Source organism: Streptomyces sp. NRRL S-244 (genome assembly GCF_000717915.1).
GTDB lineage: Bacteria > Actinomycetota > Actinomycetes > Streptomycetales > Streptomycetaceae > Streptomyces.
Window position 1 is genome coordinate 161,918 of the sequence record NZ_JOCX01000010.1, and the last position, 25,487, is coordinate 187,404.

The window sequence follows — 25,487 nt, forward strand, 5'->3', positions numbered from 1 at the left end:
CGGTGACGGCGAGTGGTCTGATCCCGCAGGGGTTCTCGTGGTGCTGGAGGTGACCTCCCGCGACTCCGAAACCAACCGGCGTATCCGTCATGCGAAGCGGGACGGATACGCCGCCGCCGGCATCCCGGTCTTCCTCCTCATCGACCGGGACCGGCAGACCCTGACCCTCTACAGCGAGCCCGAAGGCGGCACGTACCGCCTCGACACCGAGGCGCTCAAGGGCTTCGCGGCCTGGCTCACCAGCCGATCGTCGGGGCCACGTCGAAGATCGGGGGGAGGCGGCCGCCGTCGTCGAGGTTGACGAACGTCCTGCCGTAGAGGGCGAACGACTCGCCCAGCCGGAGGCCCCGAAGGACCGTCGGCTCGCCGGTCGGCTTCCCGGTGCCCGGGGCGAGGTGCCGGAGGTGGGTGTACCCGCCCTCCGTGACCACGGCGATCCGGCCGTACCGGTCGGCGGCCAGGGAGCGGATCCGCCAGTCCTGGTCGAAGGCGCGGGTCCACAGGTGGCGGCCGTCCTTCAGGGAGAACGCCGCCAGGACCTCCCGCGTCTCCCGTTCCGGGACCGACGCGTACAGCACGTCACCCGCGACCAGCCAGTCCGCCTCGCCCGTGGTCGGGACGTACGGCGCCTGCGACTCCGCACGCGGGCGGCCCGCTTCGTCGAACACCAGCAGGCGGCCGTCACCGACGGCGGCGGCCGGGGAGGCCGACACGATGCGCGGGGACTCGTACCCGGCCGGCACCGTGAACCGCCAGCCGACGGCACCCGTACGGGCGTCGAGCGCGAACAGCTCGACCCCCTCGCCGGTCCGGGCCAGGAGCAGGACCCGGTCGGGGCCCGCGGCGACCTCCATGGCGTCGGCGCCCGCAGGCAGCGGGGAGCGCCACCGCTCGGCACCGGTGACCAGGTCGTACGCGACCACGGCGTCCGCGGTCGCGGTCACGGCCAGGGAGCCGCCCGCGGACGGCCGGCCCACGAGTTTCGGGATGTCCTTGGTCCAGCGCTGCTTGCCGGAGGTGATGTCCACCGCGACGAGGCGGTTGCCGCAACCGCTCCCCGCGGTGGCCACGGTGAGCAGGCCGGTACCGGAGGGGGTGTCCGCGCTCATCGCGCACACCGCGCCGCCGTCCGGGGCTGGCAGGCCCCAGCCGTGGCGGCCCTCCCCGTTGTAGCCGGTCACGCCGTCCGCGCGGGCCCGGATCACGAACCCCGTGGCCGGGTCCCCGGCCCAGGAGCCCAGCGGCTTCCCGGCGGCCGCGCCCTCCGGGGCCTGGTACGAGAAGAGGTCCATGTGCGGGCCGCGCAGCCACGAGAAGCCGAGCCAGCCGGGCCACAGCGCGACGAGCGCGATGGCGACAGCCATGGTCCAGCCGACGGCGGAGCGGTACCCGCGGTCCTTCACGGCCGACCACCACAGCCCGCCCGCGGCCAGCCCGGCGGCCACGGCCCACAGCACCAGCGTGCCGAGCCCGCGCGGACAGCCCCCGTCCCCGCACACGAGGGCGGGGGCCATGTCCGCGGCGGTCAGCTTCATGCACAGGACGGCCCACAGCACCGCGACGGCGCTGAAGGCGCAGGCCGCGGCGAGCCGTACGTGGTCCCGGAGCCGCTTCACGAGCGGCGGTGGCGTGTCCATGATCCCCCCGGCCCGCAGCCTAGCCGCGATCCGGCCGCCCGTGCCGCCGGCCCGTGCGCGGGCTGCCGCGCACGGGCCGGGGAAGGTCCGTCAGGACCCTGCGACGGTCAGAGACCGGCGGTGAACAGCAGCGCGTTCGGGCTGGACTTGGTGAGGTTGCCCAAGACGTCCTTGGTGGACTCCGACTCCAGGAACTCGGCGAGCTCCGCCGGATCCGCCGTGGGGTGCGCCTGCTTGTAGAGGGCGGCTACACCGGCAACGTGCGGCGCGGCCATCGACGTACCGTCCTGGGCCACGCTGCCACCGCCGAGCTTCGCCGAGACGATGCCCTCGCCGGGTGCGTAGAGCGTCAGGCACGTGCCGAAGTTGGAGAAGGACGTCTCCTCGTCCCACTTGTTGCTCGCCCCGACCGTGACCACGCGCTGGGCGGACGCGGGCGAGATGAAGCAGGCGTCCTTCGCGCTGTTGCCCGCCGCGATGACCGGCAGCACGCCCGCGTCGGAAAGCGCGGTCGCGGCGTCGTTCACCGCAGTCGACTTGTCCCCGCCCAAGGACCCGTTCAGCACGGCCGGCTGCTTGGCGTTCTTGGCCACCCAGTCCATGCCGGCGATGATCCCCGACCAGGTGCCCTTGCCGTCGCAGCCGAGGACGCGGACGCTGACCAGGTTCGCCTTGCGCGCGACCCCGTACGTCTTGCCCGCGACCGTGCCGGCCACGTGCGTGCCGTGGCCCTGGCAGTCGAGGCCGTTGCGGCCGTCGCCCACGGCGTCGAAACCGAACGTCGCCCGGCCGCCGAACTCGGTGTGGTTGTAGTCGATGCCGGTGTCGAGGATGTACGCGGTCACCCCGGCGCCGTTGCCCTGAGTGGTGAACTGACCGTCGCCCTGCCCGTTCACCTTGTCCCAGGTCTGCTGGTCGATGCGGTCCAGACCCCACGAGTTCGACGGGGCGCGCAACCCGGACGCGGACGGCATCGGTACGGACTGCACCGCCGCGTCCTCCTCCACCGACTTCACCCCGAGGCTCACCCGGACGATCTGCAGCTGGAGCGGGGTCAGCGGGACGGCGAAGCCGTTCATGGCCGAGGTGTAGACGAAGGACGGCTTCAGGCCGAGCTTCGTCGCGGCCTTCGCCGCGTCCACCCCCTTCTCCAGCGTCACGATGTACTTGCCGGGTACGGCACTCGCGGAGGTGTGCAGCGGGACCGGGGTCGGCTCCGGGGTGTCGGCGGCGGCCGTACCGGCCGCTACCGGTGGCACGGTGAGGAGGGCGGCGGCGGCCAGGCGTGCGAGCAGGCGCATGGAAGAACTCCCTGAAGGGGGGTGAGCGTCGGCATGGGAGAGGCGCCCCACGACGACTACTGCCTCGTGCGGGTGCGGCCTCCGTTCCATCGGTGCCACCCCGGAACGTTCTGAACCAGCGCCCGCCTACTGGCCGATCGTCCCGCGCGGCGTCAACACGCGCTGTCGCACAAGCTGCAGAAAGGGTTATCCCGTTGTGGCGTCCAGCCCGTGCCCCGAGCGGCCCCGGTCGCCGCGGCCGACGGGCCGCCAGCAAGATCACCCGTACGGCCCGCCCCCACACCAGGGAGCGCACGGCGGGTGCGCCCCCGGTGCTTCCGCCACCCCCGTACGCGTCGTTGACCTGCGGCGATGTACGTGATGGCCTCGCCCCATGCGCACCCGCCTGAGCCGATCCCTGCCCGTGGCCGCCGTCGTCCTGGCCGCCGCCTTCTCCGCCCTGCCCGCGTCGGCTGCCGGCGCCGCCGACGTGCCGGATCCCGCGCCGTACGCGGCCCCCGTCGACCACCACCCCACGTACATCGTCACCGTACGGAAGGACCTCGACCCGGCCGACGTGGCGCGGCTGGTCGGTGTCACCCCGGTGCACGTGTTCCGCTCCACCCTGCACGGCTTCGCCGCCCCGCTCAGCCCCGGCCAGGTCGCGGCCCTGCACGCGCTGCCGGGCGTCGAGGCCGTCGAAGAGGACGGCACGGCCTCGGCGGGCTGACGGGCTGACGGGCTGACGGACTCCCGGCCGTTCCCCCGCCCTGCCCGCCACTTAGGGTGAGGACGATCAACTCGGCAGTTGATCGGGGGAGTCGGGGGGAGACCGATGAACAGCGCGACCGAGGTGTTCCAGCCCCTGCGGGCGGACGATCCGCAGACCGTTGCCGGCTACCGCCTCGCGGCCCGGCTCGGCGCGGGCGGCATGGGCCGGGTCTACCTGTCGCACACCCAGGGCGGCCGCCCCGTGGCGATCAAGGTGGTACGGCCCGAGCTGGCCGAGGACCCGGCGTTCCGGCGGCGGTTCCGCCGGGAAGTGGAGGCGGCCCGGCGGGTCCGCGGCGCGTACACCGCCGAGCTGATCGACGCCGACGTGGACGCGACGCCGCCCTGGCTGGCCACCGTGTACGTACCGGGGCCCTCGCTGTCGGAGGCCGTGGCCCGGCGCGGACCGCTGCCGGTGTCCGCGGTGCTGTGGCTGGTGGCGGGGGTGGCGGAGGCCCTGCAGGTCATCCACGGTGCGGGGATCGTGCACCGCGACCTGAAACCGTCGAACGTCCTGCTGGCCTCCGACGGGCCCCGCGTCATCGACTTCGGCATCTCGCTGGCCTCCGGCACCACCTCTCCCACCGCCACGGGCAGCGCCATCGGCACGCCCCAGTACATGGCCCCGGAGCAGGCGCTGGCGGGCGACACCACGGCGGCCACCGATGTCTTCGCGCTGGGCCAGACGGCGGCGTTCGCCGCGCTCGGCGAGCCGTTGTACGGAGACGGCCCCTCCGTCAGCGTGCTGTTCCGGATCGTGCACTCCGAACCCGACCTGTCCCGGCTGCCGGAGCCGCTGCGCCCGCTGATCGCCCGGTGCCTGGCAGCCGATCCGGAGGATCGCGCCACCCCTGCGGAGATCGTGGCGTGGTGCAGGCAGCGGCTGGGCAAGGACGCCGACGCGGGCGGCGGTCCGGCCGTCTGGCGGGAGGTGACGGGGCCGGAGCTGGTGGTCCCGGCTCCGGTACCGCACCCCACCTCGGTCCACACACGGGCCCTGGATCCGCAACCCCAGCCGCCGCTGCCGCCTCCGATGGCCTGGCAGCCGCCGCAGACGACGCCCCTCACGCAGGAGGAGCAGCGGAGGCGCAGGCGGCGTACCGCCCTGATCGTCACCGCGGCGGTGACGGCTTCGGCGGCCCTGCTGACCGGTCTGGCCTGGACGGTCATGGACGCGGCGGACCGGGCGCGCGAAGGGAGCGCGGCCGCGGCCACGTCTCCCGGTCCGGCGAGTGGCGGCAAGGCCACCGGATCCGCGGGAGCCGGTGGAGCCGCCGGAGCCGCCGGATCGAGCGGTTCCGCAGCAAGTACGCCCAAGGCCTCCAAGCCGCCCGCGCCCGTCCCCCACCCCCAGGTACGGCTCGACCAGAAGAACTCGATCGGCATCAAGGACCCGGTCACGCGGGAGGACCGCACGGGGGACATCCGCCTGGACTGCGAGACGAACAGCTGCGAGCTGGCGAGCGACGCGACCGTGCTCGTCCAGCTGTACGCCGAACCCGGCACCGGCAACCTCGACACGTGCGGCCTCCTCACGAAGGCCGCCACGCAGCACACGCTGCCGCTGGCCGCATCGGCGCCCGGCACCGAGATCTGTGTCCGGCACCCCTCGGGAGACATCGCGCTGCTCGTGATCCAGACCAAGCCGGTCGTGCGGCTGCCGGACCTGCCCGGCTGGATCACCGCGGACATGACGGTCTGGCGCGCGTCCTGACGGCGACGCCACGGGATCAGCCGCGGGCGGCCTCGATGAAGGCGCGGATCAGGGCGGGGTCCTTCACCCCGCGCTCCCGCTCCACCCCGCTGGAGACGTCCACGCCCCAGGCGCCGGTGGTCTCCACGGCCTCCCGTACGTTCCCCGGGGTCAGCCCGCCGGCCAGCAGCCAGCGGCCCTCGGGCGCGGTGAACTCCTCGGAGCCCCAGTTCCACGGCTTGCCGGAGCCGGGGTCGGGGGCGTCGAGCAGCAGCAGGTCCTCCCCGTACTCCCCGCACCGCTTCACGCGCTCGGCGGTGGCCCGCAGCAGGGTCCGGCCCCCGGCGCGCAGCGCCTCGTAGTACTCCGGGCCCTCGTCCCCGTGGAGCTGCACTCCCCGTACGCCGCTCTCCTCGGCCAGCCGCCGCACCTCCTCGACCGGCTGTCCCCGGAACACCCCGACGGTGAGCACCGAGTCCGGTACCCGCGCCGCCAGCTCCCGCGCCGCGGCGGCGCCGATCGTACGGGGGCTCCCTGCGGCGAAGACGAACCCGACGGCATCGGCCCCGGCCGCCACGGCCACGTCGACGTCCGCCCCGGTCTTCAACCCGCAGATCTTCACGAACAGCTCGCTCATCCCCCCAGTCAACCAAACCGCCCTGTTGGGTGGTGATCCGTCTCGGCACCCGGGCGCGGCCACCCTCGCGCCGCTAGCCTGGAACGGGGCTCACGCCCAGTGCACGGCACGCCACGCGGAGGATCACGGTGACGATCATGATCGAACGGGCCACACCGATAGAGCAGGCGGCACCGCCGACATTCGAGACGCTCCTGCGCACGGTTGCGGAGATGGACACGCCAGACGGCTATAAGGCCGAGCTCATCCGGGGGAAGATCATCGTGTCGCCGTTCTCCAAGCTGCGCTACTCCCGTCGCATGCGTCTTTTGCGCGAGCAGCTCCAGGCCCACGTCCCCGAGGGGCAATTCGCGGACACCTCGCCCTTCCTCTTCCGGTTCGAGGCAGCTGAGCGCGGCTACGGACCAGACCTGTACGTCGCGGACGAGGCGGCCTTCGAGCAGGAGGGGCTGCACGCGGACGGCGCGGCGCTGTCGCTGGTCGGGGAGTTCACGTCCGTCTCCACCAGGGACGCGGACTGGAACGAAAAGCTCGACGTGTACGGCCGGCTCGTGCCCGTCTACCTCGTCGTCGACATGCAGGACTCGGAGATCACCTGCTTCTGGGACCCCTCGCCGCACGGATACCGCTCTCGTACGACGGTGTCCTTCGGGAAGCCCCTGCAGATCCCCGCGCCCTTCGACTTCTCCCTCGACACCAGCGGCTTCTAGGAGCCCCGAAAACGCCCGAGGGCGGCACCCCCCGTGTGGGGAGTGCCGCCCTCGGTCGAAGAACAGCCGATCAGCCAGGGGCCGATCAGAAGTCCATGTCACCGCCCGGCATGCCGCCGCCGGCCGGGGCGCCGGCCTTCTCGGGCTTGTCGGCGATGACGGCCTCGGTGGTGAGGAAGAGGGCCGCGATCGACGCCGCGTTCTGCAGCGCGGAGCGGGTGACCTTCGCCGGGTCGATGATGCCCTCGGCGATCATGTCCACGTACTCGCCGGTCGCGGCGTTCAGGCCCCAGCCGACGGTCAGGTTGCGGACCTTCTCCACGACGACGCCACCCTCGAGACCACCGTTGACGGCGATCTGCTTGAGCGGGGCCTCCAGGGCGAGCTTCACGGCGTTGGCGCCGGTCGCCTCGTCACCCGACAGGTCGAGCTTCTCGAAGACCGAGGAGGCCTGGAGCAGGGCCACGCCACCACCGGCGACGATGCCCTCCTCGACGGCCGCCTTCGCGTTGCGAACGGCGTCCTCGATGCGGTGCTTGCGCTCCTTGAGCTCCACCTCGGTCGCGGCACCGGCCTTGATGACGGCCACGCCGCCGGCCAGCTTCGCGAGGCGCTCCTGGAGCTTCTCGCGGTCGTAGTCCGAGTCGGAGTTCTCGATCTCGGCGCGGATCTGGTTGACGCGACCCTGAACCTGGTCGCTGTCGCCCGAACCGTCGACGATCGTGGTCTCGTCCTTGGTGATGACGACCTTGCGGGCGCGGCCGAGCAGGTCCAGGCCCGCGTTCTCGAGCTTGAGGCCGACCTCCTCGGAGATGACCGTGCCGCCCGTGAGGATGGCGATGTCGCCGAGCATGGCCTTGCGGCGGTCGCCGAAGCCCGGGGCCTTGACGGCCACGGAGCGGAAGGTGCCGCGGATCTTGTTGACGACCAGGGTCGACAGGGCCTCGCCCTCGACGTCCTCGGCGATGATCAGCAGCGGCTTGCCGGACTGCATGACCTTCTCGAGGAGCGGCAGCAGGTCCTTGACCGAGCCGATCTTCGAGTTGACGATCAGGATGTACGGGTCGTCGAGCGACGCCTCCATACGCTCCATGTCGGTGGCGAAGTACGCCGAGATGTAGCCCTTGTCGAAGCGCATGCCCTCGGTGAGCTCGAGCTCCAGACCGAAGGTCTGGGACTCCTCGACGGTGATGACGCCTTCCTTGCCGACCTTGTCCATGGCCTCGGCGATGAGCTCGCCGATCTGGGTGTCGGCGGCGGAGATGGAGGCCGTCGAAGCGATCTGCTCCTTGGTCTCGACATCCTTGGCCTGCGCCAGCAGGGCGGCGGAGACGGCCTCGACGGCCTTCTCGATGCCGCGCTTGAGGGCCATCGGGTTGGCGCCGGCGGCGACGTTGCGCAGGCCCTCGCGGACGAGCGCCTGGGCGAGCACGGTGGCGGTGGTCGTACCGTCGCCCGCGACGTCGTCCGTCTTCTTGGCGACTTCCTTGACCAGCTCGGCGCCGATCTTCTCGTACGGGTCCTCGAGCTCGATCTCCTTGGCGATGGAGACACCATCGTTGGTGATCGTGGGGGCGCCCCACTTCTTCTCAAGGACGACGTTGCGACCCTTGGGGCCAAGGGTGACCTTGACGGCGTCGGCGAGCTGGTTCATCCCGCGCTCGAGACCGCGCCGGGCCTCCTCGTCGAACGCAATGATCTTGGCCATCTGAAGTGGTCCTCCAGGACTGGGGTTCCCCCTGCACCGTCGGTACGAGGGGAGGGTTGGATTGCTCCGGACCGCGCCCGCGCCCGCGACGGACGGCCTGCCAGCCCGGCGGTTCCTTCCCGCCGGACCCTGCGGGCCTCACCGACCCGGTCCTGTGTAGTAGCACTCTCACCAGGAGAGTGCTAACGCCAATGATTAGCACTCGACCCCCGAGAGTGCAAGCGGCTTCGAAGAAGCCTCACCGAGGGGTGGCGGTCGGGCGACGGGCGGGCGCAAGCGGCTTCGGGCAACGGCGGGCAGCCCGCCCGGGGCGGAGGCCGGACATGCGTCGAGGGCCCACATCCCTCCTCCAGGATGTGGGCCCTCGTACGTAATGCGTCGCTGGTCGATCGCGCCGGGGCTAGACGGCGAGCTTGACCATGTCCGCCTGCGGACCCTTCTGGCCCTGCGAGATCTCGAACTCGACCCGCTGACCCTCTTCAAGGGTGCGGTACCCGTCCATCTGGATGGCGCTGTAGTGGACGAACACATCCGCACCACCGTCGACCGCGATGAAGCCGTAGCCCTTCTCCGCGTTGAACCACTTGACGGTGCCCTGAGCCATGCCTAACTCCCCTATTACTGGCCCTTGCGCAGGACCGCACTTCGCGGTCCCGGGTCAGAACTTGCGCCGGAACGCCTCGACCGGGGCTGAATGTATCCGCACCGCTGCTGTCTGCAACAGGTCAATCCGACGAGAATTCTGGACACGGGGATACATTGAAATAGAGTGAAAAGTTGGCATATTCCCGGGCAACTCGGACCCGGCATATCTCGCCAAAGCCCCATACCGCACTTGCACATTGACTCAATGTCAACCATCACGCGACCCGCTCATATGCGGCGGGCAAGAACAGCGGAGGGGACTTCCCCAACTCTACCGCGCCCAACCAAGCAGAATTACCCCCTCCGCTTTTACCGGAGGGGGTAATTCGAGGCTTTCGCGTGTCAGCAGCCGCCCGCGACGGCGGGAATGATCGAGACGCCCGCGCCGTCCGGCGTCACCGCGTCCAGACCGCCCTCGAAGCGCACGTCATCGTCGTTGACGTAGACGTTGACGAAGCGGCGCAGCTTGCCCTGGTCGTCCAGGACGCGGGCGGCGATGCCCGGGTGGCTCGCCTCGAGGGAGGCGATGACCTCGGAGAGGGTCGCGCCCTCGGCGGAGACCTCGGCCTGGCCGCCGGTGTAGGTGCGCAGGATGGTGGGGATGCGGACGTTGACGCTCATGGCGCTACTGCCTTTCCGGTAGAGCAGGGAGGAGATGGTCAGGCCAGGCCGGCGGCGCGGAACGCGTCCAGGCTCGGGCGGATGGTGGCGCTCTGCCCGCTGTCCGCGGCCACCGCCTCCAGGGTCTTGAGGCCGTCACCGGTGTTGAGGACCACCGTGGTCAGTGCCGGGTCGAGCTGACCGTTCTCGATGAGCTTCTTGGTCACGCCGACGGTCACGCCGCCCGCGGTCTCGGCGAAGATGCCCTCGGTCTGCGCGAGGATCTTGATGGCCTCGACGACCTGCTCGTCGGTGACGTCCTCGACGTAGCCGCCCGTACGGCGGGCGATGTCCAGGACGTACGGGCCGTCGGCCGGGTTGCCGATGGCCAGCGACTTGGCGATGGTGTTCGGCTTCTGCGGGCGGACCACGTCGTGGCCGGCCTTGAAGGCGGTGGAGACCGGGGAGCAGCCCTCGGCCTGCGCGCCGAAGATCTTGTACGGCTTGTCCTCGACGAGCCCGAGCTTGATCAGCTCCTGCAGACCCTTGTCGATCTTCGTCAGCTGCGAGCCCGACGCGATCGGGATCACGATCTGGTCGGGCAGCTGCCAGCCGAGCTGCTCGCAGATCTCGTACGCCAGGGTCTTGGAGCCCTCGCCGTAGTACGGGCGCAGGTTGACGTTGACGAAGCCCCAGCCCTCGCCGAGCGGGTCGCCGATGAGCTCGGAGCAGAAGCGGTTGACGTCGTCGTAGTTGCCCTCGATGCCGACGAGGTCGCCGCCGTACACGCCGGCCATGACGACCTTGCCCTGCTCCAGGTCGTGCGGGATGAACACGCAGGAGCGGAAGCCGGCCCGGGCGGCCGCGGCGCCGACGGCGCCGGCCAGGTTGCCGGTGGAGGAGCAGGACAGGGTGGTGAAGCCGAAGGCCCGGGCGGCCTCGACGGCGATGGCCACGACGCGGTCCTTGAAGGAGTGCGTCGGGTTGCCGGAGTCGTCCTTGACGTACAGCTTGCCCGTGACGCCGAGCTCCTTGGCCAGGTTGGCCGCGTCCACGAGCTTGGTGAAGCCGGGGTTCAGGCTGGGCTTGGAGGCCACGTCCGCGGGGACGGGCAGCAGCGGGGCGTAGCGCCAGATGTTGTTCGGGCCGGCCTCGATCGCGGCGCGCAGCGCCTCGGGGTCCCCGGTGGGAAGGTCGTAGGCGACTTCCAGCGGACCGAAGCACTCGACGCAGGCGAAGATGGGTCCGAGTTCGAAACGGGTACCGCACTCACGACACGAGAGGCCGGTGGCAGGTCCGAGATCGACAGAGGTGGCAACAGTCTGTGCAGCCATGATGGCGAGGCCCTTTCTCCTCATCTTCCCCATGGCGCACTTCGCCATGAGACGGAATTGGCACCTTCCCTAGCCGGGGACCTCGCTGCCGCAAGCAAGCAAGCGCGAGAACCGACTGGAGGGTTGCCGGGGCTTCAACGGGCCGTGTCCCTCTGCCCCTCTGGATGAGCGGTATGGCACCGGGCCGCGCGCTCTGCGGCGCGTCCGGGCGTTTGTGCGCGGGGACCCCCGGCATGCGGTGGTCCTTCGCGTTGTTCAAGACTGTAACTGAAGGTCCGGGTGGTTGAGACAGCCGTCCGAACCGCGAGATGGATCACTTTTCGGCTGAAACCGCCGGGGAGCGACGGACGACCAGGGAGTGCTGAACGTGCTGGAAGAGGTGGAGCGCTGGTTCGCGGACCGCTCCTGGTCCGCGGCCGACCGACCGCTCGACCAGCTGCTTTCCGCCAAGCGGGCGGCGGGCACCACGGTCAGCGTCGTCCTGCCCGCGCTCGACGAGGAGGAGACGGTCGGCGCGATCGTCGAGGTGATCCGGCGCGATCTGATCGACGGGCTGCCGCTGCCGCTGGTCGACGAACTGATCGTGATCGACTCGGGCTCCACCGACCGGACCGCCGAGGTGGCCGCCAAGGCAGGTGCCCGGGTGGTGCACCGCGACGACATCCTGCCGCGGATCCCGGCCGTGCACGGCAAGGGCGAGGTGCTGTGGCGCTCGCTGCTGGCCACCACCGGGGACGTGGTCTGTTTCGTGGACGCGGACCTACGGGACTTCTCCTCCGCGTTCGTGTCCGGGATCGTGGGCCCGCTGCTGACCGAGCCCGACGTGCAGTTCGTCAAGGCGATGTACGACCGCCCGCTGGGGGACGCGCCCGGCCAGGGCGGCCGGGTCACCGAGCTGGTCGCCCGTCCGCTCCTCAATCTCCACTGGCCGCAGCTGGCCGGCTTCGTCCAGCCGCTGGGCGGCGAGTACGCCGTGCGCCGGGCCCTGCTGGAACGTTTGCCCTTCCCCGTCGGGTACGGGGTCGAGCTCGGCCTGCTGGTGGACGCGCTGCACACCGTCGGACTGGACGCGTTGGCCCAGGTGGACGTGGGTGTACGGCTCCACCGCCATCAGGACGGACAGGCGCTGGGCCGCATGGCAGCGGCGATCTACCGGACGGCGCAGCTGCGGCTCTCGCGCGGGCATCTCGTACGGCCGGAGCTGACGCAGTTCGAGCGCGGCCCGGACGGGTTCACGCCGCGCACGTACGCCGTGGACACCGAGGAGCGGCCGCCGATGGCCGGGGTGAAGGAGTACTCCGGTCGCCGGGTGGCGTGAGGGAACTGACGTTTGAGCGGGCGGGCCCCGGGCTAGGTTCGCCGCATGGCTTCCCAGGTACTCGTTGCAGCGAACCGCGGCCCGCTCTCCTACGCACTCGAAGACGACGGCACCCTCACGGCCCGGCGCGGCGGGGGCGGACTCGTCTCCGGCCTCTCCGCCGCCCTCGCCCGCCAGCCGGAGGCACTGTGGATCTGCGCGGCGCTGTCGGACGCCGACCGGGAGGCGGTCCGCCGGTGCCACTCCGAGCCCGGTGTCCGGATGCTGGACATCGATCCCACGACGTACGACGACGCGTACAACGGCATCGCGAACTCGGTGCTGTGGTTCACCCACCACCACCTGTACGACATCCCGCGCGAGCCCGTCTTCGACGCGGAGTTCCGGCGGCAGTGGCAGTCGTACGCCGCGTACAACCACGCCTTCGCGCTGGCGCTGGCCGAGGAGGCGGGCGAGGGCGCGGCGGTGCTCGTGCAGGACTACCACCTGGCGCTGGTCCCGGGTGAGCTGCGGGAGCTGCGGCCCGACCTGAAGATCAGCCACTTCACGCACACCCCGTGGGCCTCGCGGGAGTTCCTGGAGATGCTCCCCGACGACATCCGCTCGCAGCTGATGTGGGGGATGCTCGGGGCGGACATCGTGGGCTTCCACACCTGGGCGTGGGCGAACAGCTTCATGGACGGCGCGGACATCGACGACACGAGCGGAATCGCCCGCCCGACCGGGGACCCGCGGCGCAGGGTGCAGCACCAGAGGAGGGGCGGGGCCGTCCGGTACACGGACGTGGCCGTGTACCCGCTGGGCGTGGACGGGGACGAGCTGCGCGCGCTGGCGCACCGGCCGGCGGTGAACGACAAGCTGGCGGCGCTGCGGGCGGAGGCCGGGGACCGCAAGACGATCGTCCGGGTGGACCGGACGGAGCTGTCGAAGAACATCGTGCGCGGGCTGCTCGCGTACCGGGAGCTGCTGACGGTGCACCCCGAGTGGCGCGGGCGGGTGGTGCACATGGCGTCGGCGTACCCGTCCCGTCAGGACCTGGCGGTGTACCGGTCCTACACGGAGGCGGTACGGGAGCTGGCGGAGCGGATCAACGAGGAGTTCGGCACGGAGGACTGGCAGCCGGTGCTGGTGTCGGTGAAGGACGACTTCACCCGCTCCCTGGCGGCGTACCGGCTGGCGGACGTGGCGCTGGTGAACCCGGTACGGGACGGGATGAACCTGGTCGCGAAGGAGATCCCGGTGGTGTCGGACGCGGGGTGCGCGCTGGTGCTGTCGACGGGGGCGGGGGCGTACGGGGAGCTCCGCGAGGACGCGCTGACGGTGAACCCGTACGACGTGACGGCGACGGCAGAGGCCCTGCACGCGGCGCTCGCCATGCCGGCGGGCGAGCGGCTGGAGCGCACGAAGCGCCTGGCAGCCGCCGCGACCGCCCTCCCCCCGACGGACTGGTTCACGGCCCAGCTGGAGGCCCTGCGCGAGGCGTGAGCGCTGGCCGCTGCAGGGGACCCTCCCCTACCCGCCCTTCCACCGTTCCCCGGGCTCTGCCCGGACCCGGGCGGAGCCCGCATGGGGTCCGGGGCTTGCCCCGGTGAACGGGAGAAGGGCGGGTAGGGGACCGGCCCCGCAGGGCCCTGTCAGCCGCGGATGGCTTCGGCGAGGGCGGCCAGGAAGCCGACCACCTGGGACGGGCCGTTCAGGACCAGGTCGGCCCGGGCGGCGAGCTCGGGGACCTCCACCGAACCACTGGCCACCAGCAGCCCCGGCAGACCGTCGGCCCGGCGCTTCTCCACCGCGGAGTACGCGGCGAGGTCGCCGAGGTCGTCGCCCGCGTAGAGGACCGCCTCCGCGTCCCGTTCCGCCACGAACTCCGTCAGGGCGACGCCCTTGTCCATGCCGGGCGGCCGCAGCTCCAGCACCGCCCGGCCCGGCTCCACCATGAGCCCGTGGCGGGCCGCGAGTTCCGCCAGGGGTTCCCGCAGGGCCGCGAAGGCCGCCGCCGGGTCGTCCGCGCGCCGGGTGTGGACGGCCAGCGCCCGGCCCTTCTCCTCGATCCAGGTACCGCGCCAGGCGCCGATGGAGTCCAGGAACCCGGGCAGCTCCGCCCGTACGGCGGCGACTCCCGGGTGCTCGGCCGGCGCGTGGACGATGCCGGTCACCGCGTCCCACCGCTCGGCGCCGTAGTGGCCGAGGACGACGAGGTGCTCCAGCCCGGGGACCCCGGCGAAGCCCCCGTAGCGGACGGCGACGCCGGCCGGGCGGCCGGTGATCACGGCGACCGAGTCGACCTCGGGGGCGAGGGCGGAGAGGGCCGGGACGGCCCCGGGGTGGGCCCGGGCCTGGTCCGGGTCGGGGACGATCTCGGCGAGGGTGCCGTCGAAGTCGAGCGCGACGACGGAACGGCGGGGTGCGCGGAGCAGGGCTTCGAGGCCCTCGCGTCCGGCAGCGGTGACGGGCATCGGCAAGTCGTGCGGATGGCTCCCCATACGGACGACCCTAACGGCCCCGCCGGGCCACGGCTACGGCGCGCGAAGGCCGGACACCCCCTGGGGTACCCGTCCCCGGTGCCGTCCCTCAGCGCCGGGCCCGCTGTGCCTCGCGGATGCGGCGGAGCCGGTTGACGGTGCCGGGGGCGTGGGCCAGCGCGCGCGGGTCGTCCATCAGCACGTTGAGCAGCTGGTAGTAGCGGACCGGGGTCATCCCCAGCCCTTCCCGTATCGCCCGCTCCTTGGCCCCGGGCCCGGGCCAGGTGCGTCCCTCGTACGCGAGCACCGCGGCCTCGGTGGCCGTCAGCCCCACGTCGTCCGTCATACCGCCAGATTAACGCCGCCCTGTGACACCCACCCGGCCCGCGCCCCTCAGTGCCCGCGCCTCGGGCCACGCCCGTCCAGGCCGCGCCCCTCAGGCCGCGCCCCTCAGTGCCCGTCCGCCCTGCGCGCCGACTCCGCGATGTCCTCCAGGACCTTCGCCGGCTGCCCGCCGGGCTGCACGGTCTTGCCGATGTTCTGCTTGACGTCCTCGCTCACCCCGGCCCAGGACTTCTTGCCGACCGGGTAGAGCCGCGCGTTCGGCAGCGCCTGGAGGAACGTCTTCAGCTGCGTGGCCGAGCCGCCCGTACTGGCGTCCATCGCCCGGTAGCCGGTCGTCGTGACCGGCAGCAGGTCGTACTTGTTGGTGAACGTCGTCACGTTCTTCGCCTCGTACAGGTAGTCCAGGAACTTCCCGGACTCCTTGCGGTGGCCGTTCTTGAAGGCCATCACCCAGTCCGCGACGCCCATCGCCGGGTGGTCGGTCCCGTCGGCGGTCGGCAGGGCCACCATGCCGAACTTCACGCCCTTCTCCGCCGCCTGCTTCAGCAGCGTGGGGTGGCCGTTGAGCATGCCGACCTCGCCCCGCGTGAAGGCGTCGAACGCCGCCTGCCGGTCGGTCTTCGCCGGTTCCAGCGCTCCGGTCAGCCCCTGGCCGACCATTTTGTCGCGGAGGAACTCGAACGTCTTGACGTTGTCCGGGGAGTCGATCGAGTACGCCTCTTCGTTGTCGGTGTAGCCGCCACCGCCCGCGAGCATCCACATCATCGTCTCGGCCTGCGCCTCCTCGCGGCCCAGCGGCAGCGCGAGCGGCGTCGGCACGCCCGCGGCCTTGAGCTTCTTCGCGGCGGCCTCCAGGTCGGCCCAGCTCTTCGGCTGCCAGCCGCCCTTGGCGTCCTTCGGCAGGACCCCGGCGTCCGTCAGCAGCTTCTCGTTGTAGAAGAGCAGGCGGGTGCTGGCCACGAAGGGCATCCCGTACTGGACCCGCCGGACCTTGCCGGCGTCCGCGAGGGGCGCCAGGAAGTCGGCCTCGGTGCTGACGGAGAGCAGCTCCTCCGCCGTGTACAGCTTGCCGGCGGCCGCGTAGTCGGCGTACGCGCCGATCTGCGCGATGTCGGGGGCCTTGCCGGTCTTGACCATCTCCGCGACCTTGGCGTCGACCTCGGACCAGGAGTAGACGCTGACCTCGACCTTGACGCCGGGGTGGTCCTTCTGGAAGCCGGCCGCGAGGTCCTTCCAGTAGCCCGCCGAGGAGTTCTGCGGATTGTCCCCGTAGTCGGCCGCCACGACCCGCAGGGTCACCTCGTTGTCCCCCGTGAGACTCCCCACGGCTCCGCAGCCCGTCAGTGCCGCGGCGGTCAGGCTCAGCGCGGCGCCGGTCGCGGCCAGGCTCAGGTAACGGCCCTTCACAGTTCTCGATCCACCCCTTGTTGTACGTACGATCCACGTAAGGTCTACACCACTTTGGCGGCTCGTCCACATCCGGAACGCACGGTGTCCGGTTCGTCGCCCGACCAAGGTCTTCGATTTTGTATGGCCGCTCAACAATCCCCTCCAATGGACTAGACCTTTCCCCGCCGAGCACGCGAGACTGTCACCTGTGAAACCCGTGAAACACGTCATCGCCCTCGATGTGGGCGGCACCGGGATGAAGGCCGCCCTCATCGCCGAGGACGGCTCCCTGCTGCACGAAGCGCGCCGCGCCACCGGCCGCGACCGGGGCCCCGACGCCGTCGTCGAGACGATCCTGGAGTTCGCCGCCGAGCTGTCCGACCTCGGCCGCGAGCGCTTCGGCGTGCCCGCCTGCGCGGCCGGCGTCGCCGTCCCCGGCATCGTCGACGCCGAGAACGGGATCGCCGTCTACGCGGCGAACCTGGGCTGGCGCGACGTACCGATGCGCGAGCTGCTCAGCAGACGGCTCGGCGGCATCCCGGTGGCCCTGGGCCACGACGTCCGCACGGGCGGACTCGCCGAAGGCCGCATCGGCGCGGGCCGGGGCGCCGACCGCTTCCTGTTCGTCCCCCTCGGCACCGGCATCGCCGGCGCCATCGGCATCGCCGGCCGCATCGAGGCCGGCGCCCACGGCTACGCCGGCGAGATCGGCCACATCGTGGTCCGCCCCGGCGGCCCCGCCTGCGGGTGCGGCCAGTACGGCTGCCTGGAGACCCTCGCCTCCGCGTCCGCCGTCAGCCGCGCCTGGGCGGCCGCCTCCGGCGACCCGGCCGCGGACGCCGCGGACTGCGCCAAGGCCGTCGAGTCCGGCGACGCGCGCGCCCGCGAGGTGTGGCTGGCCGCGGTCGGCGCCCTCGCCGACGGCCTGGTCACCGCGATCACCCTGCTGGACCCGCGCACGCTGATCATCGGTGGCGGGCTCGCCGAGGCGGGGGAAACCTTGTTCACACCACTACGGACGGCCGTCGAGGAGCGCGTGACGTTCCAGCGGCTGCCCGACATCGTTCCGGCGGCCCTCGGGGACACCGCCGGATGCCTGGGCGCAGGGCTGCTCGCCTGGGACCTACTCGCCACGGAGGTACCTGCCTGATGTCCGGAAGCGCACACAGCACCGTTCTCTCCGGCGCCAGGGTGGTCCTGCCCACCGGGACCGTGGCGGGCGGCCGCGTCATCGTCGACGGCGAGCGCATCGCCGGCAGCGCCGGCGAGGGCGCGCGGATCGTCGACCTGTCCGGACACTGGCTCGTCCCCGGCTTCGTGGACATGCACAACCACGGCGGAGGCGGCGCCTCCTTCACCTCCGGCACCGCCGAGGAGGTCCTCAAGGGCGTACGGACCCACCGCGAGCACGGCACCACCACGCTCGTCGCCTCCACCGTCACGGGCGACCTGGACGAACTGGCCCGCCGCGCCGGGCTGCTCGCCGAGCTGACGCAGGCGGGCGAGATCGCCGGCATCCACTTCGAGGGGCCGTTCATCAACGCCTGCCGCAAGGGCGCGCACAAGGAGGACCTGCTCCGCGACCCCGACCCGGCCGAGGTCCGCAAGCTGATCGACGCCGCGCACGGCGCCGCCCGCATGTTCACCCTCGCCACCGAACTCCCGGGCGGGCTGGACTCCGTACGGCTGCTGGCCGAGCACGGGGTCATCGCCGCGATCGGCCACACCGACTCCACGTACGAGCAGACCCGCCAGGCCATCGACGCGGGCGCGACCGTGGCCACCCACCTGTACAACGCGATGCCCGGCATGGAGCACCGCGCCCCCGGCCCGATCGCCGCACTGCTGGAGGACGAGCGGGTCACCGTCGAGCTGATCAACGACGGCACCCACCTGCACCCGGCAATGCTGGAGCTGGCCTTCCACCACGCGGGCGCGCACCGCGTGGCGCTGATCACCGACGCGATGGACGCGGCGGGCTTCGGCGACGGGATCTACCACCTGGGGCCGCTGGAGGTCGAGGTCAAGGAGGGCGTGGCCCGCCTCGTCGAGGGCGGCTCGATCGCCGGCTCCACGCTGACCCTGGACACCGCGTTCAAGCGGTCGGTGACCCTGGACAAGCTGCCCGTCGAGTCCGTGGTCCAGGCGATCTCGGCCAATCCCGCCAAGCTGATCGGCCTGTACGACGAGGTCGGCTCGCTGGAGCCGGGCAAGTACGCCGACCTGGTCGTCCTGGACGCCGCGTTCGACGTCAAGGGCGTCATGCGGCGCGGCGAATGGATCGTGAATCCGCTGGTCTGAGCGGGTATCAGAGGCAGCGGGCGGCCCGTGGGACTGGGCCGCCCGTACTGGTGTTTGGCATGATCCCGGCACACACCGAGACCGGGGCCTGCCATGATCCTCACCGTGACGCTCAACACCGCACTCGACGTCACCCACCATGTACCGAAGCTGATTCCGCACACCTCGCACCGGGTCACCGCCGTGACCGAGCGGCCCGGCGGCAAGGGCCTCAACGTCGCCCGGGTGCTGGCCGCGCTCGGCCACGAGGTCACCGCGACCGGCTTCGCGGGCGGGCGCACGGGCGCCGTCGTACGCGAACTGCTCGCCGACACCCTGAAGGTGACGGACGCTCTGGTCCCCTGCGCGGGCACCACCCGGCGCACCCTGGCCGTGGTCGACGCGGCCTCGGGCGACACCACGCAGTTCAACGAGCCGGGCCCGCTGATCGGTTCCGCGGAATGGGCCGGGTTCCTCGACCGCTACGAGGCCCTGCTGGCCGGGGCCGCCGCGGTGGCCCTGTGCGGCAGCCTCCCGCCGGGCGTGCCGGTGGGCGCGTACGCGGTGCTCGTACGGGCCGCCCGCGCGGCCGGGGTCCCGGTCCTCCTGGACACCAGCGGCGAGGCCCTGCGCCGCGGGGTCGCCGCCCGGCCCGAGATCATCAAGCCGAACGCCGCCGAGCTCGCCGAGCTGACCGGCTCCTGCGAGCCGCTCCAGGCCACCCGCGACGCCCGCCGCCGCGGCGCGCACGCCGTGGTGACCTCCCTCGGCCCGGGCGGGCTGCTGGCGGCCACCCCCCAGGGCACCTGGCAGGCGGCCCCGCCGCGCGCCCTGACGGGCAACCCGACCGGAGCGGGCGACTCCGCGGTGGCGGGGCTGCTGTCGGCCCTCACGGAGGGGCTGGACTGGCCGGCCCGCCTGACCCGCGCGGTCGCCCTCTCGGCGGCCACGGTCCACGCCCCGACGGCGGGAGACTTCGACCCCCGCACCTACGAGGAGGTACGGGGGTCGGTGAAGCTGACGGCGCGCTAGGTCGTCGCGGGGGACTGCGGGGGCCGCCGAGGGCCGGTCAGCCCTTCTCGAGCCAGAGCTGGTCGAGGTTGACCTCGCACTGGTTCCCGGCCTCGCACGAGATCTTGACCGTGTTCGTGCCCTGCTTGAGCGTCACGAGCGACCAGGTGTTGGTCCAGCCCTTGTCCCACTCGCCCGGCTTGGCACCGGAGAAGTTCTTCATGTTGATCGGCCGGGACTGGGCCTCACCGTTGATGGTCAGCGTGGTGCTGGCGTCCTTGCCCGGCACCCCGTAGACCATCTTCAGCTTGTACTGGCCCGCCTTGGCCACGTCCACGGTCCAAGTGGCCGCCGCACCGGCGGCGTTCAGGCCGCCCACGTACTGGCCGCCCGTGCTCTTCGCGCCGGGGACCGCGGCCTCCAGGTGCGCGCCGCCCGTGAGGGACATGCCCGCGCCCGAGGCGTCCGCCTTGGGCAGCGGGGCCTCCGGGGACTGCGAGGGGCTCGGCTGGGCCGACGAGGAATTCTGCGGCTGCGCGGACTGCTGCCCGCCCGCCGCGCCGTCCTTGTCGCCCTTGTCCTTGTCCTTGTCGCCGAAGGCCACGGCCGCGCCGATGCCGATCGCGACGGCGGCGACCACCGCGACCGCCGCGATGAGCATGCCCTTGCGGCTGGAACCGCCGCCTCCGCCGCCGTGGCCGCCCGGCGCCGGGATCGTGGCCGTGGCCTGCCCCTGCTGCGGCGGAACCCCGTAGCCGCCCGCCTGGAGCGCTTCCGGGGCCTGGTACTGGGCCTGGTAGGCCGGCTGCTGCTGGGGCGGAACCTGGGCGCCGCGCTGGCCGCCGTACGTCCGCTCACCGACCGTGCGCACCTGGTTGTACGAGGTACGGGGGACACCGGGCTGTACGCCGGGCTGGCCACCGACCGTCGGGCCGGGGTAGCCGTATCCACCGCCCGGTGGGGGCGGGGTGGCTCCGGCGGCCTGGCCGTCCGCGTAGAGATAGCCGAACGGATCGTCGTCCTCGGGCTTGTTCGCCCCACTGTTCGGGCCGTGGTTCGCGGGCGTCGTCATCGCAGGTCACTCCTTTCGACCCACGGGAGCCTACCCCGAACACGTGCACCCACGGGCGGCCGATCGCCTCAGCCGGCTCGGCGGTGCGCCTTGGAACGGGACCTTTTCTCGATGTACATCCGCTGGTCGGCGGAGCGCAGCACCTCGTCCGCCGACATGCCGCAGCTGGCCCATCCGATCCCGAAACTCGCGCCCACACGGACCGCGCGGCCGTCCACCCGGATCGGCGGGATGATCGCGTTGCGCAGCCGGACGGCCAGGTCGGCGGCGTCGGCCGCGCCCAGTCCGTCCGCGAGGACGACGAATTCGTCACCACCCAGCCGAGCGACGGTGTCACCGTCCCTGACGCCCGTCGTCAGCCGCCGGGCCACCTCGATCAGGACGGCGTCACCCGTGTGGTGCCCGAACCGGTCGTTGATCGACTTGAACCCGTCGAGGTCGCAGAAGAGCACCGCGAGCCCCTTCGTCCCGTCGTCGATGTCCGTCGCGGGCGCCACCGTGTGCACGTGGTGGTCGTACGGGCCCGGGCCCGCGCCGGGCCCGCCGGGCCCGGGCACCCCCGGGACACCGGGAGCGGGCACCGCCGGGGCGCCGGGGTACTCGAAGGGCTCGGGGTAGGCGTCGGGCCGAAAGCCGTGCTCCCCGACGGCACCACCGGCCTCGATCGCGCCGCCCCCGTGCCCGCCGTGGCCTCCGTGCCCGGCGTGGGCCCCGTGGGCCCCGTGCGCCCCCTGCCCCTCGTACGCCGCGTCGAGCGCCTCCACGGCGGTGGCGCGGACCGACTGCGGCCTGCGGCACAGCCGCGCGCCGAGGCGGGAGCGCAGCTCGGCGCTGTTGGGGAGGCCGGTCAGCGAGTCGTGGCTGGCCCGGTGGGCGAGCTGGAGCTCGTGGCGCTTGCGCTCCTCGATGTCCTCGACGTGCGTGAGCAGGAAGCGCGGCCCGTCGGCGGCGTCCGCGACGACGGAGTTGCGCAGCGAGACCCATACGTACGTGCCGTCGCGCCGCCCGAGCCGCAGCTCGGCCCGGCCGCCCTCGGCGGAGGTCCGCAGCAGGGTCCCGATGTCCTCCGGGTGGACCAGGTCGGAGAAGGAGTACCGGCGCAGCACGGAGGCGGGCCGGCCCAGCAGCCGGCACAGCGCGTCGTTGGTCCGCAGCAGCCGCCCGTGCTGGTCCCCGCCCATTTCGGCGATCGCCATGCCGCTGGGCGCGTACTCGAAGGCCTGCCGGAAGGACTCCTCGCTCGCGCGCAGCGCCTGCTGTTCACGCTCCAGCCGGACCAGGGCCCGCTGCATGTTCGCGCGCAGCCGTGCGTTGCTGATCGCAATCGCCGCCTGGAAGGCGTACATCTGGAGCGCTTCGCGCCCCCACGCGCCGGGGCGCCGTCCGTTGCGCGGTCTGTCCACCGAAATGACACCCAGAAGTTCCCCGCCGGACGCATACATGGGGGCGTAGAGCCGGTCCTCGGGGTGCCACTCGTCCGCGAAGCGCGGGTCGGGGCCGTCCGTGTGCCACTGGGGCACGTCGTCCTCCAGGAGGACCCAGCCCTCGGTGTGCGGGATGAAGCGGAGCCCGTCCCAGCTCTCACCCATCGTCAGACGGCGCTCCCAGGAGGCGCGGGAGCCGACGCGGCCGGTGATGAGCGCCTCGGCGGCGGGGTCGCCCGCGAAAGCGGCGACGACGAGATCCCCGTCAGGGCGTACGAGGTTGACACAGGCGAGTTCGTAGCCGAGGCCCACGACGATGCCGTCCACGACGGTCTGCAGGGTGTCCGCCAGGCTCCTGGCCGTGTTGAGCTCGGCCACCACCTGATGGAGCTGCCGCAGGGTCGCAAGACGGACGTACGGCTCCGACTCGGTCTCCATTGCTCGCTCTCCCCGAGACCTCGACAGCAACTCCAGGTTTGTCATCGGCGTTTCGTTGCGGTGTCCCGTCCACTGAATCACAGTGAGCTGTGCGGCAGGTACACAGGGTCAACAAATCTTGCCCTCTGTGACTCAAGTCACATGGGATGAATAAAGGTGGGCAATGGGGGTCGTGTCACCTGGAGGCGCTCCCTTGCCATTCCCGGGAGCAAACGATACGCCCAGGCCTAGGCCGAGGGGCGGGGACGCGGCTCGGGCTCGGGCCCGATGTGCGGCGCGGGAGGGCGAGACTAGCGTTCCGAACGTGCCGAAGACGACCCCTGTACCCATGCCGATCCCCGCCACCCTTCATCCTGAGGGCGTGAGCAACGACGAGTTCCGGGCCGCCATGTCCCGACTGGCGGCGGGCGTGTGCCTGATCACCGCGCACGAACCGCCCCTGACGCCGACCGGCCCGGGCGGCGAGGACATCGGCATGACGGCGACCGCCTTCCTGTCCGTGTCCCTGGACCCGCCGCTGGTGCTGGTGAGCCTGCGCGAGGGCTCCCGGATGGACGACCTGCTGGCCGAGCAGCCGCTGTGGGCGGTCTCGGTGCTCGCCGACCACCAGGTGCAGGTGGCGAGCCGCTTCTCGATGAAGAACCGCATCAGCGACCGGCTGCTCTTCGCGGACCTGCCCCACGGGCGCGGCGAGGTCTCGGGGGCCCCGCTGCTGACGGGCGCGCTGGCCACCCTCGAATGCCGTACGGAGAACCGCGTCGAGGCGGGCGACCACACCCTGGTCATCGGCCGCGTCCTGACCGCGTCGCTCCCGTCCCCGGACTCCCCGCCGCTCACGTACTTCCGCGGCCGCTACCGCCACCTGGCGGGCTGAGGGCCCCGGCCGCGCAACCAGTGGCCACCGGCGGTCGCTGCCGGCGGCTACCAGTCGCGGCCGGTGCGGCCGCGCTTGGTCTCCGCCCGGGCCTTCTTCTCGCGCAGGCGGCGCTCGTTGATCCCCCGGGGGATCTTCGTGGCACGGCGCGCCTTCGGCGGCGGGGCGGTGGCCTCCGCGAGCACGGACGCCATCCGGACCAGTGCCATCTCCCGGTTGCGGAACTGCGACCGGTGCTCCGAGGCCCGTACGGTCAGCACCCCGTCCACCAGCCGGGCCGCGAGCCGCTCCAGCGCCCGCTCCTTCCAGACGTCCGGCAGCGCCTTCGTCGCCGCGACGTCGAACAGCAGCTCCACCCGCGAGTCCGAGGTGTTGACGTGCTGCCCCCCGGGCCCGGAGGATCGCGAAAAGCGCCAGGCGAGCTCCGCCTCGGGGAGCACGACCGAACCGCGAATGACATGGGGACCAGGCATGCCCCCTATGATCCCGCCCCGCGCGATGCCCGTCACCCGTATTTCGCCGCGCGTATTTCGCCGCGCGGAACCTACCGGCCCCCTCGCCGCGTTATGTAGGTCAGCGGTACCTTGGCCACGATCTCGCGGCCAAGCGAAGAGGAAGGGACACCAGTCAAAATGGCAGTAAGCCTGTCCAAGGGCGGCAACGTCTCGCTCACGAAGGAGGCCCCCGGCCTCAGCGCCGTCACGGTCGGCCTCGGCTGGGACGTCCGTACGACGACCGGTGTCGACTTCGACCTGGACGCCTCCGCCATCGCGGTCAACGCGATGGGCAAGGTCGTCTCCGACGGTCACTTCGTCTTCTTCAACAACAAGTCCACCCCGGACCAGAGCATCGTCCACACCGGTGACAACCGCACCGGCGAGGGCTCCGGCGACGACGAGTCCATCAACGTCAACCTCGCCACTCTCGCGGCCGACGTGGACAAGATCGTCTTCCCGGTCTCGATCTACGACGCCGACGCCCGCAGCCAGAACTTCGGCCAGGTCCGCAACGCGTACATCCGCGTCGTGAACCAGGCCGGCGGCGCCGAGATCGCCCGCTACGACCTCTCCGAGGACGCGGCCACCGAGACCGCCATGGTCTTCGGCGAGCTCTACCGCAACGGCGCGGAGTGGAAGTTCCGCGCGGTCGGCCAGGGTTACGCCTCCGGCCTGACCGGCATCGCGCAGGACTTCGGCGTCAACGTCTGAGTCTGCGCCCGAGGCCGAGGCTGACGCCGAGGCCGAGGCAGAGGCCGAACCTGAGCCCGACCGGCCCAAAACGCCGTAGCGAAGCCCCCTCCCGGCCGTCCGGGGAGGGGGCTTCGCTACGGTTCGGCAGGTGATCCTGCAACCGCTCGCACCCGTGGACGGCGCCCTGCCGGGCCCGGTCCTCACCGAGATCGCCGCGCTCTACGCGACCAACCACGCCTTCTTCGAGCTCAGCGGCGATTTCCCCGACCCGGACCGCATCACGGTCGAACAAGTCGCGGCGGCCCTCGCCGACGAACTGGCCCACGACGGCGCCGAGGTGCTCCTGGCCCGCTCCGCCGGCCGGCTGGTCGGCCTGGCCGCCACCCTGGCCCACCACCCGGACCCGGCCTCCCGCGACCCGGACCCGTGGATCGGCCTGCTGCTCATCGACGCCACCGCGCACCGCGCGGGGTACGGGAGCGCCGTCGCCGGCCTCGTCGAGGACCGCTTCCGCGCCGCGGGCCGGACCGGCGTACGGCTGGCCGTACTCGACAACAACCCCGCCGGCCTGGCGTTCTGGCAGTCCCGGGGCTACACCGCGCTGCGCCACGCCGAGGACCGCGAGCACGGCCGCGACTGCACGGTCCTGCGCAAGGCCCTGTAGGACCG

24 protein-coding genes, 1 pseudogene and 1 riboswitch are annotated in these 25,487 nt (G+C 72.0%); of the genes and pseudogenes, 12 read left to right on the forward strand and 13 right to left on the reverse strand.

The features are described from left to right. Positions 1-28 precede the first annotated feature (28 nt). Positions 29-301, forward strand: a pseudogene (locus IF02_RS36090) (Uma2 family endonuclease); the annotation flags it as partial. On the opposite strand, the gene IF02_RS0114625 reads toward IF02_RS36090, so the two are convergent. Both IF02_RS0114625 and IF02_RS0114630 read right to left on the reverse strand, forming a co-directional pair. Then, the gene (locus IF02_RS0114625) at positions 237-1,637 is read right to left on the reverse strand and encodes a PQQ-binding-like beta-propeller repeat protein (protein ID WP_030156961.1); all 1,401 of its coding nucleotides are present in this window, start codon (positions 1,635-1,637) and stop codon (positions 237-239) included. The pseudogene IF02_RS36090 and the gene IF02_RS0114625 overlap by 65 nt on opposite strands. A 107-nt stretch (positions 1,638-1,744) precedes the next feature. Continuing rightward, entirely contained in the window at positions 1,745-2,938 is a 1,194-nt protein-coding gene (locus IF02_RS0114630; protein WP_030156962.1) for a S8 family peptidase, read from the reverse strand. A 373-nt stretch (positions 2,939-3,311) separates the two neighbouring features. Between IF02_RS0114630 and IF02_RS35920 the strand changes: the two genes are divergently transcribed. Further along, complete coding sequence (locus tag IF02_RS35920) at positions 3,312-3,647, forward strand: protease inhibitor I9 family protein (protein ID WP_030156964.1); 336 nt, start codon at positions 3,312-3,314, stop codon at positions 3,645-3,647. Between the two features lie 105 nt (positions 3,648-3,752). Then, positions 3,753-5,402, forward strand: a complete 1,650-nt coding sequence (locus tag IF02_RS0114640; protein WP_030156966.1) for a serine/threonine-protein kinase — start codon at positions 3,753-3,755, stop codon at positions 5,400-5,402. A gap of 16 nt (positions 5,403-5,418) precedes the next feature. On the opposite strand, the gene IF02_RS0114645 is transcribed toward IF02_RS0114640, so the two are convergent. Continuing rightward, positions 5,419-6,018: a phosphoribosylanthranilate isomerase gene (locus IF02_RS0114645; RefSeq protein WP_030156968.1), complete on the reverse strand. Its 600-nt coding sequence runs from the start codon at positions 6,016-6,018 to the stop codon at positions 5,419-5,421. A 212-nt stretch (positions 6,019-6,230) separates the two neighbouring features. On the opposite strand from IF02_RS0114645, the gene IF02_RS0114650 reads away from it, so the two are divergent. After that, the gene (locus IF02_RS0114650) at positions 6,231-6,728 is read left to right on the forward strand and encodes a Uma2 family endonuclease (protein ID WP_234318209.1); all 498 of its coding nucleotides are present in this window, start codon (positions 6,231-6,233) and stop codon (positions 6,726-6,728) included. 85 nt (positions 6,729-6,813) lie between these two features. Here IF02_RS0114650 and groL read toward each other — a convergent pair whose 3' ends face one another. From groL to thrC, 4 genes are all read right to left on the reverse strand, one after another. Then, positions 6,814-8,436 carry a chaperonin GroEL gene (groL, locus tag IF02_RS0114655; RefSeq protein ID WP_030156971.1) on the reverse strand — a complete coding sequence of 541 codons (1,623 nt, stop codon included), beginning with the start codon at positions 8,434-8,436 and terminating at the stop codon, positions 6,814-6,816. A 400-nt stretch (positions 8,437-8,836) separates the two neighbouring features. Continuing rightward, complete coding sequence (locus IF02_RS0114660; protein ID WP_005315736.1) at positions 8,837-9,040, reverse strand: cold-shock protein; 204 nt, start codon at positions 9,038-9,040, stop codon at positions 8,837-8,839. 383 nt (positions 9,041-9,423) lie between these two features. Continuing rightward, on the reverse strand, positions 9,424-9,702 hold the full coding sequence (locus IF02_RS0114665) for a MoaD/ThiS family protein (RefSeq protein WP_030156974.1): 279 nt from the start codon (positions 9,700-9,702) through the stop codon (positions 9,424-9,426). 38 nt (positions 9,703-9,740) lie between these two features. Beyond that, the gene (gene thrC / locus IF02_RS0114670; RefSeq protein WP_030156975.1) at positions 9,741-11,015 is read right to left on the reverse strand and encodes a threonine synthase; all 1,275 of its coding nucleotides are present in this window, start codon (positions 11,013-11,015) and stop codon (positions 9,741-9,743) included. A gap of 17 nt (positions 11,016-11,032) precedes the next feature. Continuing rightward, positions 11,033-11,186: riboswitch (SAM riboswitch) on the reverse strand. A gap of 196 nt (positions 11,187-11,382) precedes the next feature. Here thrC and IF02_RS0114675 point away from each other — a divergent pair. Beyond that, positions 11,383-12,333, forward strand: a complete 951-nt coding sequence (locus IF02_RS0114675) for a glucosyl-3-phosphoglycerate synthase (RefSeq protein ID WP_030156977.1) — start codon at positions 11,383-11,385, stop codon at positions 12,331-12,333. 45 nt (positions 12,334-12,378) lie between these two features. Further along, positions 12,379-13,818 carry an alpha,alpha-trehalose-phosphate synthase (UDP-forming) gene (locus IF02_RS0114680; RefSeq protein WP_030156978.1) on the forward strand — a complete coding sequence of 480 codons (1,440 nt, stop codon included), beginning with the start codon at positions 12,379-12,381 and terminating at the stop codon, positions 13,816-13,818. 149 nt (positions 13,819-13,967) lie between these two features. Here IF02_RS0114680 and otsB read toward each other — a convergent pair whose 3' ends face one another. The 3 genes from otsB to IF02_RS0114695 all read right to left on the reverse strand — a co-directional run bounded on the left by otsB (position 13,968) and on the right by IF02_RS0114695 (position 16,547). After that, the gene (otsB, locus tag IF02_RS0114685) at positions 13,968-14,816 is read right to left on the reverse strand and encodes a trehalose-phosphatase (protein ID WP_030156980.1); all 849 of its coding nucleotides are present in this window, start codon (positions 14,814-14,816) and stop codon (positions 13,968-13,970) included. Positions 14,817-14,904: 88 nt separating this feature from the next. Continuing rightward, on the reverse strand, positions 14,905-15,141 hold the full coding sequence (locus IF02_RS0114690; protein ID WP_030156982.1) for a DUF3263 domain-containing protein: 237 nt from the start codon (positions 15,139-15,141) through the stop codon (positions 14,905-14,907). Between the two features lie 104 nt (positions 15,142-15,245). Beyond that, complete coding sequence (locus IF02_RS0114695; RefSeq protein WP_030156984.1) at positions 15,246-16,547, reverse strand: extracellular solute-binding protein; 1,302 nt, start codon at positions 16,545-16,547, stop codon at positions 15,246-15,248. A gap of 199 nt (positions 16,548-16,746) precedes the next feature. Here IF02_RS0114695 and IF02_RS0114700 point away from each other — a divergent pair, with 199 nt between their 5' ends. The 3 genes from IF02_RS0114700 (at position 16,747) to IF02_RS0114710 (ending at position 19,841) form a co-directional block, all read left to right on the forward strand. Further along, a complete protein-coding gene (locus tag IF02_RS0114700; RefSeq protein WP_030156985.1) occupies positions 16,747-17,679 on the forward strand; it encodes an ROK family protein in 933 nt (310 codons plus the stop codon). After that, positions 17,679-18,830 carry an N-acetylglucosamine-6-phosphate deacetylase gene (gene nagA / locus IF02_RS0114705; RefSeq protein WP_030156987.1) on the forward strand — a complete coding sequence of 384 codons (1,152 nt, stop codon included), beginning with the start codon at positions 17,679-17,681 and terminating at the stop codon, positions 18,828-18,830. Before IF02_RS0114700 ends, nagA begins: the two co-directional genes overlap by 1 nt. Positions 18,831-18,923: 93 nt before the next feature. Beyond that, a complete protein-coding gene (locus IF02_RS0114710) occupies positions 18,924-19,841 on the forward strand; it encodes a 1-phosphofructokinase family hexose kinase (RefSeq protein WP_030156989.1) in 918 nt (305 codons plus the stop codon). 37 nt (positions 19,842-19,878) lie between these two features. Here IF02_RS0114710 and IF02_RS0114715 read toward each other — a convergent pair whose 3' ends face one another. After that, the gene (locus tag IF02_RS0114715) at positions 19,879-20,892 is read right to left on the reverse strand and encodes a CBM35 domain-containing protein (protein WP_030156991.1); all 1,014 of its coding nucleotides are present in this window, start codon (positions 20,890-20,892) and stop codon (positions 19,879-19,881) included. Between the two features lie 68 nt (positions 20,893-20,960). Further along, entirely contained in the window at positions 20,961-22,754 is a 1,794-nt protein-coding gene (gene cdgB / locus IF02_RS0114720; protein WP_030156992.1) for a diguanylate cyclase CdgB, read from the reverse strand. Between the two features lie 328 nt (positions 22,755-23,082). Here cdgB and IF02_RS0114725 point away from each other — a divergent pair, with 328 nt between their 5' ends. Next, positions 23,083-23,628: a flavin reductase family protein gene (locus IF02_RS0114725; protein WP_078622094.1), complete on the forward strand. Its 546-nt coding sequence runs from the start codon at positions 23,083-23,085 to the stop codon at positions 23,626-23,628. A gap of 47 nt (positions 23,629-23,675) precedes the next feature. Here IF02_RS0114725 and arfB read toward each other — a convergent pair whose 3' ends face one another. Continuing rightward, positions 23,676-24,101 (reverse strand): alternative ribosome rescue aminoacyl-tRNA hydrolase ArfB, encoded by a 426-nt coding sequence (gene arfB / locus IF02_RS0114730; RefSeq protein ID WP_030156996.1) that lies wholly within the window; start codon positions 24,099-24,101, stop codon positions 23,676-23,678. A 159-nt stretch (positions 24,102-24,260) separates the two neighbouring features. Between arfB and IF02_RS0114735 the strand changes: the two genes are divergently transcribed. Beyond that, a complete protein-coding gene (locus IF02_RS0114735) occupies positions 24,261-24,836 on the forward strand; it encodes a TerD family protein (protein ID WP_030156998.1) in 576 nt (191 codons plus the stop codon). A gap of 130 nt (positions 24,837-24,966) precedes the next feature. Further along, on the forward strand, positions 24,967-25,482 hold the full coding sequence (locus IF02_RS0114740; protein WP_030157000.1) for a GNAT family N-acetyltransferase: 516 nt from the start codon (positions 24,967-24,969) through the stop codon (positions 25,480-25,482). The last annotated feature ends 5 nt before the right edge of the window (positions 25,483-25,487 follow it).